This window comes from Achromobacter sp. 413638 (assembly GCF_043119405.1).
Classification (GTDB): Bacteria; Pseudomonadota; Gammaproteobacteria; order Burkholderiales; family Burkholderiaceae_B; genus Achromobacter.
In genome coordinates this window covers 24,382-32,135 of record NZ_JBICCO010000078.1, presented here as the reverse complement: position 1 = coordinate 32,135, position 7,754 = coordinate 24,382, and the positions used below count along the sequence as shown (strand labels likewise).

Sequence of the window (7,754 nt, the reverse complement as noted above, 5' to 3'; positions counted from 1 at the left end):
CCCCCCCCCCCCCCCCCCCCCCCCCCCCCCCCGCCCCCGCCCCCCCCCCCCCCCCCCCCCCCACCCCCCCATAGCGGCGCCAGCGCGTTTTCCACGCGCGCGAACGGCCAGGCATCGGAACCGTCGAAAACGGACAGGCAGGCGTCCAGGAATGCGCGCGACGCAACCTCGGCCAGGGGTGCGATGCCGTCCATCAGCGCCGTGCCGCGCACGCCAGTCAGCCGCGCCAGGTCTTCCGGACGAAACGCCACCGACAAGGCATGCACCGGCCCGGGCGACCAGCTCGCGCGCGGCCGGCGCTGCGGTCCCGCCAAGGTCAGGCGCGGCAAGGGCGCGGACAGCGCCGGCTCGCCCGTCACCGTCCCAACCATCTGGACCGGGTACAGCGCGCCCTCGAAGATCCAGGACACCACCGCCAGCGGCGTTGCCGGGTAGTAGTTGAAACGCTCGGCATCGGAGAGCGCCAGCGCGCGCGTGTCGCGCTCCACGGCGGCGAACACGCCGGAGGCCGGCGCGCGACGCGGCAACAGCAGGCGGGATGAGGATGAGCAGGACATGGCGCGTGTCGGAACGAGTGAAGAAAAGGGCTGTGCATACGCCTGACGCAAGCGCCCGGACGGCGCGTGCCGGACGCCGCCGCGCGCGTCGTTTCCGTTCTATACCCGGACCCGGGCCAGGAACAGAATCGGCGTCATGCGCGGCTGCGCCACGGCACTGTACTGCGGCGCCGGCGTTCCCGCCAGAATCCCGCAACCGCAAGACACGCATCACGGAGTTCACATGCCCATCAAGCACGTCGCCATCGTCGGCGCCGGCATCGGCGGCCTGGCCGCCGCGCTCGCCATCCGCCAGGCCGGCCTGAGCGTTTCAGTCTATGACCAGGCCTCCCGACTGGAGCCGCTGGGCGCCAGCCTCACCCTCTGGCCCAACGCCATGCGCTGCCTGCGCGCGCTGGGCGTGGCCGAACCCCTGCTGCGCGCGGGCGCGCGGATTCTGTCCACCGAGGCGCGCTCGCTGCGTGGCGACATGCTGGCCTGCGTGCCCATGCAACGCTTCTACGACGAAGCCGGCGAGCCGGGCATCTGCGTCACGCGCGCCGACGTACAGCGCGTGCTGCTCGACGCGCTGGGCGCGGAACACGTGACCTTGAGCCGCCGGCTGGAATCGCTGAGCCAGGACGCAGGCGGCGTGGCATTGCGTTTTCGCGACGGCGCCGAGGCGCGGGCCGATCTGCTGATCGGCGCCGACGGCCTGCGCTCCACCGTGAGACGCCTGCTGTTCGACGACGGCCCGCCGCGCTACGCGGGCTATGGCGCCTGGCTGGGCCTGAGCGACACCGACCATCCCCGCCTGTCGCGCGAAAGCGCCGTCGAGATCTATGGCGCCGGCGAACGCCTGGGCGTGATCGACTCGGGCGACGGCCTGTACTACTGGTATTTCATCGAGAACCGCGCGCAGCCGGTCGATGGCGTGGTCCATTGCACCGCCGGCAGCCTGCTGCCCCGGCTGGCGGACTGGCCGGACTATGCGCGCCAGCTGGCCACGTCGACGCGCGCCCGCAGCCTGCAATACCTGTCGTTCTTTCACCGGCCGGCCCGCCGCGGCCCCTGGGGCCGGGACCGCGCGCTGCTGCTGGGCGACGCCATCCATCCCTACCTGCCCAACCTGGGGCAAGGCGCCTGCCAGGCCATCGAGGACGCGCATGTGCTGGGCATCATGCTGGCGCAAGGGCTGGAGGATCAGCCCTTGCTGACCCGCTATCAGTCCGCGCGGGCGCGCCGCACGGCCATGCTGGGACGCGATTCGGTCAGGCTGGGACGTTTCGCCCAGGCCGGCGGTCCCACATCGAGCCGCCTGCGCGACCTGGCGCTGCGCAGCGTGCCCGATTGGGTGCACGCGCGGCGGACACGGCAACAGTTCGGCATAGACGAAACGCACCAGCCTTGATCACCGCAAGCCCGGGATGTCCGGATCACAAAACCGGACATCGACACCGCACCCCGGCGCACCCGCGCTCAATCGCGCGCCCTGAGCCACTGCCCCACCACGTCCAGCACCACGCGGCTTTGCTCGCGGTGCGGTACGTGGCCGCAGTTCTCCAGCAGCAGATGACGGCCGCCCGTCAGCGCGGCGATGCGCTCGGGGTGCGCGGGCGAGCCATACTCGTCCACTTCACCATGCAGCGCCAGCACCGGGCAACGCACCTGACGCAATGCCTCGTCCAGGGTCCAGTCGGTGAATGCTGGCGAGAGCCAGTTGTCGACCCAGGCGCTCAGCACCCAGGCGGCTTTTTCGCCGTGGTATTTCTTCAGCCGGTCGAGCTGGCCGGGCTCGGCGAAGCCGCGCTTGGCGTCGGCCACGCCGGCGACCGTGCGGTCCTCGGCGAAGGCCTGCGCCGATTCGGTGATCAGCGCGCGGCAATCCGAGGCATGGCGCGCGGCGACATTGACGGCCATGCCGCCGCCCACGCTGTGGCCGAACGCGACAAAGGGACCGATGTCCAACGCGTCGCGCAGGCGGGCGAAATCACCGTCCGCTTCCTCTTCGATGAACCCCCGGACCAGCGTGGCGGGATTAGGGTCCGACAAGCCGAAGCCCAGCCGGTCGTAGGCGATGACCGCGCGGCCGGTTTCACTGGCCAGCTGTTCGGGAAAATCGCGCCACAGCGCCACGCAACCCAGCGAGTCATGGAACAGCACGACGGGCGCGCCGGCCGCGCCGGCCGGATCCCAGCGCCGCGCGTAAAGGCGGCCCTTGGCGGTATCCACGTGAACATCCTGGCTGGCGATGACAGACATGTAGCGATTCCTGTACCTGCGCGCGGACCTCCCGCGCGCCATGGCCGGATTATAGGAAACGGTGGATCGCCTAGGCGACGCGCCCCTGGGCATGCCGGCCGCCGCGCGGCCACAGCAGCGCCGCGATGGCCGGAACCAGGCAGCTCGCCGCCAGCAGCAGATTGGCTCGCAGGCCCAGCGCGTCCACCGTGGGCACGCCCAGCAGCGAGCCGGCGGCGATGCCCAGGTTGAAGGCCGATACGAACCAGGCCGTCGCCGGCTCGACCGCATTCGGCGCCGCGCGCAGCATCCACAATTGCAGCGATACCGACACGCCGCCATAAGCCAGGCCCCAGGCCAGCAGCAGGACGCCGGCGGCCAGCGGCCTGTCGCCCAGCCAGGCGTGCAGCGTCAGCACCAGGGCCAGCGCGGCGACGATGGCCAGCAGCACCGGCCGCTCCCGCCGCGCCGCGCCCAGGCCGGCGACGAAGTTGCCCGCCACGCCCGCGACGCCATAAGCGAACAGCAGCGGTCCGATCCAGTCCCCGGCGAAACCGGCGCGCGTTTCCAGCAGCGGCCGCACGAAGGTGTAGGCCATGAAGTGGGCGGCCACCAGCGACAGCGTGATGACGACGCCACGGCGCAATCCGGGGTTATGCAACGCGGCCATCAAGGCCGGGGCGCGCAGCGAGCGGGTCGTCGGCAGGGCCGGCAGCAGCCGCGCGTTCAGCGCCAGGGCCAACAGGCACAAAGCGCTCATCGCGCCGAAAGCCGCGCGCCAGCCGGCCAGCGCGCCGATGGCCGCGCCCAACGGCACGCCCAGCACCGAGGCCACCGCCACGCCGCCGAAGATCACGGACGTGGCCAATGCCACGGCGGCCGGCGGCGCCAGGCGGCCCGCCAGCCCGCCCGCAATGGACCAGATGCCGCCGATGCAAAAGCCCACCAGCGCGCGCGCCGCCAGCAAGGCAGGCAGGTTCGGCGCCAGCGCGCTGGCCGCATTGGCCAGCGCCAGCGCCGCCAGCAAGGCGCACAGCACGCGGCGGCGATCAGCCCCGCCCGCCCATAGCACCGCCAGCGGCGCGCACAGCGCGGCCAGCAGCGAAGGCACGAACAGCAGCAGGCCGCCCATGCCGGTGGACATGCGCAGTTCATCGGCGATGGGCGCCAGCAGGCCCACCGGCAGCATCTCGGACGTGACGACGCAGAAGGTGCTCAGGCCGGCGGCGGCCACGGCGGGCCAGTCGGCGCGTTCGGGAACAGCGGGAATGGCGGCGGCGGATGCCGGCGCGGCGGTCGTGGCGGAATGCATGTCGGATCGATGGAAAAAACAGCGGCGCGTTGCCGGATGCCGCGCCATGCGCGGCGCGGGAAAGCGGAACCTGTCGGCCCCTGATGTGCTGTCCCAGTCTACTGATTCCATTGCGCTGATAAAGTATCTGAAGTGCCAAACACTGGGGACAATCCGTGGACAATAAGACCCTGGCCGGCATCGACCACATCGGCGATCTGCGGGCCTTCGTGCGCGTGGCCGACGCCTGCAACTTCACGCTGGCCGCCGAACGCCTGGGCCTGACGCGCTCGGCCGTGGGCAAGTGCGTCGCCCGGCTGGAGGCGGGACTGGGGGTGCGCCTGTTGCACCGGAGCACGCGCAGCGTCAGCCTGAGCGACGAGGGCCGGCTGTTCTATGAACATGCCGCGCGCATCCTGTCGGAAGTGGACAACGCGGCCGGCGCGATGGCGCGCCGCAAACAGACGCCGCGCGGGCGCCTGCGCATCGACGTGCCGGTGTCGCTGGGCCGGCTGCACGTCCTGCCCCTGGTGCGCGAGTACCTGGACCGCTGGCCCGACGTCGAGGCCGAGCTGAGCTTTTCCGACGACTATTCCGACCTGGTGCGCGACGGCATCGACCTGGCCATCCGCATCGGCGGCGACGGCGACAGCCGGCTGGTGCGGCGCGTGCTGGCGCCGCACCGCCTGATCACCTGCGCGTCGCCGGCCTACCTGGCGCGTCACGGCATGCCGGCGACGCTGGACGAACTGCCACGCCACCAGGTCTTGGCTTTCGTCCATGCCGGCGCCGTCGTGCCGTGGCGCTACTCGGCCGGTGGCGAAGAACGCCAGCTGCATGTGGCGGGACGCCTGCGGCTGGGCAATACCGAGGCCTTGCGCGACGCCGCGCTGGCCGGCGCGGGCATCGCGCAGCTGGGCGCGTTCCTGGTCGGCGAAGACCTGCGCGCCGGCCGGCTGACGCCGGTGTTGGAGACCGTCGCGCCGCCCGGCGCGCCGGTCTGCGCCATCTATCCGCACCGGCGCCATCTGCCGCCCAAGGTGCGCCACCTGATCGACGCCATCGCCGCGCGCTGGCGGCAGTCGCTGCCCTGGCCGGCCTGAACGCGCCGGACAGCAAAATGAAACGCGGCGCGGGCGTTCTGTCCGACGCGCGCGCCGCCGCTCGCATCACCGCCACGGTGCGCGCCGGCGATTTGCGTCATCGACTCGCGCAACGGATCAAATCACGAACGTGGATCCCGCTATTACTGATTTTCCACGCACCAATTCAGCATTCAGACAGCAACCATTCAGCATCCAGAAAGCTTGCATTCAACTCTCGGACATCGATGGTTCAGCCGCGCGTCGGCTGGCGTTCAGCAGTCTGTTGCTTTGATGCTCTAGGTGTATACGCGTAGCCGTGTATTTCGCCACGCTCTCGACAGCCGACTGAAAGCGCCGCCCCCTAGTATCGCGCTCAGCGCAATCCAACGCGCATGCGCGACCGCATGCTTGCTGGACACGCGCGAGCCGCCGCGCAGCACAGACGTTACGTGCATGAGCAAGCCGCAAAAGACCGGCCCCATGCGCGTTGCGGCGGCAAGAAAACCAACCAGGGATAGTCGGAAGGAAAGAGGACATGAAGCTATGCGCAAGACGCCGCCCGTCACCGGCGGCACGGACCGGGGACCGTCCGTCATGAACATGAACAATCGCAATTTCGTCAGGGGCCTGTTCCTGATCGTCTTCGCGCTGATCTTTGGCGGCGTGGCAACCACCTATCCCCTGGGCACGCTCAGCCGCTCCGGCGCCGGCATGTTCCCGCTGCTGGTCAGCGGCTGCCTCGCCCTGATCGGCCTGATCACCGTCATCCGCTCGCGCTACGTGGAGCCGGTGCCGCTGAGCTACAGCGTCAAGAACATCGCCATCATCCTGGCCAGCCTGTGCGGTTTCGTGGTGATCTCGCACTTCCTGAACATGCTGCTGGGCATCGTCTTCCTGGTGTTCTGCTCGACGCTGGCCGGCACCTCGTACTCGGTGGTGCGCAACGTCAAGATTTCGGTCGGCCTGATCGCGGTCGCCTTCGCCTTCAAACATCTCCTGGGCCTGGGGCTGCCGATACTATGATGGAAATTCTGAACAACCTCGCGTTCGGCTTCGAGCACGCGCTGACGCTGGAAAACCTGATGTACTGCGCGCTCGGCTGCACGGTCGGCACGCTCATCGGCCTGCTGCCCGGCCTGGGACCGCTGTCCACCATCAGCCTGCTGCTGCCCATCACCTACACCATTCCCACCGGCGGCGCGCTCATCATGCTGGCGGGTATCTATTACGGCGCGCAGTATGGCGACAGCGTCAGCGCCATCACCATGAAGATCCCGCACGCCAGCAGCATCGTGGCGTGTATCGACGGCTACCAGATGAATCTGAAGGGCAAGACCGGGCTGGCGCTGTTCACGGCCGGCCTGTCCAGCTTCATCGGCGGCACCGTGGCCATCGTGGTGCTGTCGACCATGGCGCCGGCGCTGGGCGAAGTCGGCCTGCTGTTCGGTCCGGCCGACTACTGCGCGCTGATGCTGCTGGGCTTCTTCTGCGTCAGCTTCGTCAGCGCGGGCAGCCTGCTCAACGGCCTGGCCATGGCGCTGATCGGCATCCTGCTGGGTTCGATCGGCACCGACGTCAACAGCGGCCTGGCCCGCTACACCATGGACATGGCCTTCCTGCAGGACGGCGTGGGCCTGATCAGCATCGCGCTGGGCTGCTTCGGCATCGCCGAGATCGTCAAGAACCTGGACGCGCGCAACACGCTGACGCCCTTCAACGGCAAGATCAAGCTGCTGCCCACCTGGCCGGAATTCAAGCGCATCATTCCCAGCGCGCTGCGCGGCAGCGTCATCGGCTCGGTGCTGGGCATCCTGCCCGGCGGCGGCCCGACCATCGCGCAGTTCGCCGCCTATGCCGCCGACAAGCGCTTCAGCAAGCACCGCGAAGAGATCGGCAGCGGCGCGATCGAGGGCGTGGCCGGCCAGGCCGCGGCCGACGAGGCCGCCGCGCGCACCAGCTTCATCCCGCTCATGGCCATCGGCATTCCCGAGAACGCCGTGATGGCGCTGATGCTGGCGGCCTTCATCGTCAAGGGCATCCAGCCCGGCCCCAACATGATCGGCACCCACCCGGACCTGTTCTGGGGCCTGGTCGCCAGCATGTGGATCGGCAACTGCTTCCTGCTGATCCTGAACGTGCCGCTGGTGCGCTACTGGCTGTCGGTGTTCAAGATCCCGTACACGGTGCTGTTCCCGTCCATCCTGTTCTTCTGCTGCATCGGCACCTTCAGCATCAACAACAGCCTGGACGATATCTACATCACGGCCGTCTTCGGCGCCATCGGCTACCTGTTCATGCGCCTGGGCATGGAACCGGCGCCGCTGATGCTGGGCTTTATCCTGGGACCGATGCTGGAAGAGAACTTCCGCCGCGCCATGCTGCTCAGCCGTGGCGACTTCAGCACCTTCGTCACGCGCCCGATCAGCGGCACGCTGTTCGGCGTGATCGGCCTGATCGTGGTCTGGCAGCTGGTGTCCTTCATGCGCAACAGCCGCAAGAAGGACGCGCCGGCCCTGCATACACAGGAAGAGTAAGGGTCTCTCCGAAGACCGCGCCGGACGCCTTGGCGTCCGGCGTCCTGACCCGGCGGCTCGGGCATGC

Annotated in this window: 6 protein-coding genes and 1 pseudogene; 4 read left to right on the top strand and 3 right to left on the bottom strand. The window is 69.3% G+C overall.

The window, feature by feature from the left end:
• A pseudogene (locus tag ACEU5R_RS24935) lies at nucleotides 1-557 on the bottom strand (hypothetical protein); the annotation flags it as partial.
• Between the two features lie 223 nt (nucleotides 558-780).
• Between ACEU5R_RS24935 and ACEU5R_RS24930 the strand changes: the two are divergent.
• A complete protein-coding gene (locus ACEU5R_RS24930) occupies nucleotides 781-1,947 on the top strand; it encodes an NAD(P)/FAD-dependent oxidoreductase (protein WP_158658498.1) in 1,167 nt (388 codons plus the stop codon).
• Nucleotides 1,948-2,015: 68 nt separating this feature from the next.
• Here ACEU5R_RS24930 and ACEU5R_RS24925 read toward each other — a convergent pair whose 3' ends face one another.
• Together ACEU5R_RS24925 and ACEU5R_RS24920 are read right to left on the bottom strand one after the other, a co-directional pair.
• Nucleotides 2,016-2,798, bottom strand: coding sequence for an alpha/beta fold hydrolase (locus ACEU5R_RS24925; protein ID WP_392412369.1), 783 nt, complete (start codon nucleotides 2,796-2,798; stop codon nucleotides 2,016-2,018).
• A 70-nt stretch (nucleotides 2,799-2,868) separates the two neighbouring features.
• A complete protein-coding gene (locus ACEU5R_RS24920; RefSeq protein ID WP_392412367.1) occupies nucleotides 2,869-4,089 on the bottom strand; it encodes an MFS transporter in 1,221 nt (406 codons plus the stop codon).
• Nucleotides 4,090-4,244: 155 nt separating this feature from the next.
• Between ACEU5R_RS24920 and ACEU5R_RS24915 the strand changes: the two genes are divergently transcribed.
• The 3 genes from ACEU5R_RS24915 to ACEU5R_RS24905 all read left to right on the top strand — a co-directional run bounded on the left by ACEU5R_RS24915 (nucleotide 4,245) and on the right by ACEU5R_RS24905 (nucleotide 7,687).
• Nucleotides 4,245-5,171, top strand: coding sequence for a LysR family transcriptional regulator (locus ACEU5R_RS24915; protein WP_103276103.1), 927 nt, complete (start codon nucleotides 4,245-4,247; stop codon nucleotides 5,169-5,171).
• Between the two features lie 582 nt (nucleotides 5,172-5,753).
• The gene (locus ACEU5R_RS24910; protein ID WP_392412372.1) at nucleotides 5,754-6,176 is read left to right on the top strand and encodes a tripartite tricarboxylate transporter TctB family protein; all 423 of its coding nucleotides are present in this window, start codon (nucleotides 5,754-5,756) and stop codon (nucleotides 6,174-6,176) included.
• On the top strand, nucleotides 6,176-7,687 hold the full coding sequence (locus ACEU5R_RS24905; RefSeq protein WP_103276653.1) for a tripartite tricarboxylate transporter permease: 1,512 nt from the start codon (nucleotides 6,176-6,178) through the stop codon (nucleotides 7,685-7,687). The genes ACEU5R_RS24910 and ACEU5R_RS24905 overlap by 1 nt, the downstream gene beginning before the upstream one ends.
• The last annotated feature ends 67 nt before the right edge of the window (nucleotides 7,688-7,754 follow it).

Bases quoted from the DNA above. Each gene is read 5' to 3' on its own strand.
- ACEU5R_RS24930 (WP_158658498.1), top strand. From the start codon at position 781: ATGCCCATCAAGCACGTCGCCATCGTCGGCGCCGGCATCGGCGGCCTG.
- ACEU5R_RS24925 (WP_392412369.1), bottom strand. From the start codon at position 2,798: ATGTCTGTCATCGCCAGCCAGGATGTTCACGTGGATACCGCCAAGGGC.
- ACEU5R_RS24920 (WP_392412367.1), bottom strand. From the start codon at position 4,089: ATGCATTCCGCCACGACCGCCGCGCCGGCATCCGCCGCCGCCATTCCC.
- ACEU5R_RS24910 (WP_392412372.1), top strand. From the start codon at position 5,754: ATGAACAATCGCAATTTCGTCAGGGGCCTGTTCCTGATCGTCTTCGCG.
- ACEU5R_RS24905 (WP_103276653.1), top strand. From the start codon at position 6,176: ATGGAAATTCTGAACAACCTCGCGTTCGGCTTCGAGCACGCGCTGACG.